Origin of the sequence: Variovorax sp. OV084 (assembly GCF_900111625.1) — a bacterium.
Lineage (GTDB): Bacteria > Pseudomonadota > Gammaproteobacteria > Burkholderiales > Burkholderiaceae_C > Variovorax.
On record NZ_FOII01000053.1, the window covers coordinates 1 to 1,690 of the forward strand.

1 protein-coding gene is annotated in these 1,690 nt (G+C 60.2%); it reads right to left on the reverse strand.

Features of this window, described 5'->3' with window-relative positions; translation table 11 throughout:
* Nucleotides 1–156: 156 nt before the first annotated feature.
* On the reverse strand, nucleotides 157–1,605 hold the full coding sequence (locus BMW87_RS34570; protein WP_093083108.1) for an IS1182 family transposase: 1,449 nt from the start codon (nucleotides 1,603–1,605) through the stop codon (nucleotides 157–159).
* Between the last annotated feature and the right edge of the window lie 85 nt (nucleotides 1,606–1,690).

Here is a 1,690-nt window from a genome sequence, read left to right on the forward strand (position 1 = left end):
CGCTGGAGGCCGTGTGATAACGCGCAAGAAGGTCGCGCGACGCGGATACAGCTCGCAACCTGATGGAAGTTTCGGATTGGTCGCGTCTACGCCCCTTCAGCGTGATCCTGAAGCCACTGGGGTGCGGATCGGATTTGCGAGGCCCGTAGCAGGCGCCTACGCGCCCAGCAGACGCATCGCCTGCATGGTTTTCGCGAAGCCCAGGATGCTGAGGACGCGTTTGAAGTTGTACGCCAACACGCTCAAGCTCATCTCGGTCGCCACGTTCTGGATGCCTCGGGTCAGGAAGTGCGTCCAGCCCATCCAGTGCTTGAGCGTGCCGAAGACATGCTCAACTGTGCTCTTGCGCACCGTCATGGCATTGGGCATCCGGTCCAACCGTTGTTGAACCTTGTCCATGACCACCTCGTGCTCCCATCGCCTGATGCGTCGGTACTCACCCGTTGTGCATTGCGCTTTCATTGAACAGGCGGGGCAGGCACTGGACCAGTAGATGCTGATCTGCAGCCCAGCTTCTTCGCGGCTGAAGCGGCGGATCGCTCGCTGACCCGCTGGGCATTGGTACTCATCGTCGCGAGCGACGTAGATGAAGTCGGTTTTGTCGAACCGACCTTCAAACCTGGCATTGGATGTCATGGGTTTTGGAACAAGCGCCGCAACTCCGGCATCCTCGCAAGCCTTGAGCCCGGAGCCGCTGTAGTAGCCACGGTCGGCAATGGCCTTCAACCGGCGCTTGCCCATCGCATCGCGCGCCGCCAGGGCAATCGGGCTCAGCTGTGCTCGGTCACTGCCGTTGTTCGTGACCTCGTGGGCAACGATCAGATGGTTCTTGGTGTCTACCGCAGCTTGCACGTTGTAGCCCACCATGGCCGTGCCCTTGGCGCTGTAGGTGGTCATGGCGCGCGCATCAGGATCCGTCTGGGAGATTTGATGATCCGGCAGGGTCTCCAGCTGCGCCTTGATCATCTGCAGGCCTTGCAGGCGTTGACGCATCTTCTGGATCTTTCCGTGCAGACGCTCGGTCTTGGCCTGCATTTCCACAGGCTGAGTTCGGTCTGCCGTCTCCAAAGCGTCGAGGTAGCGCTGGATGCTTTCCTCCAGTTCACGCTCGCGGCGCTCGATCTTGCCTGGCGTGAAGTTGCGCTCCCGGTTGTTGACCGCCTTGAACTTGCTGCCATCGATAGCCACCACGGCGTCGGTGAACAACTTCAACTCGCGGCACAGCATCACGAAGCGGCGACAGACATTGCGGATGCCATTTCCGTTGTCGCGTCGGAAGTCCGCGATGGTCTTGAAGTCGGGGGCAAGCCGGCCGGTCAGCCACATCAACTCCACGTTGCGCTGACACTCGCGCTCCAAACGGCGGCTGGACTGGATTCGGTTGAGGTAGCCGTAGAGGTACAGCTTCAGGAGCACCGCAGGGTGGTACGAGGGTCTGCCGGTTGAAGCCGGCGTTACGCCCTGGAACGCCAAGGCCGCCAGGTCCAGCTCATTGATGAAGGCATCAACGATTCGAACCGTGTTGTCCTCTGAGATGAAGTCGTCTAGGCACTCTGGCAGCAATGTCACCTGCTGCCTGTCCTGACCCTCTATGTATCTGGGCATATTGACCCCCGTGTTCAATATGTCCGGGAACTCTACCGGCCGAAGCGTCAGGTCGTGAGAGGGTTTTCACACAGCCTCGCTGCAA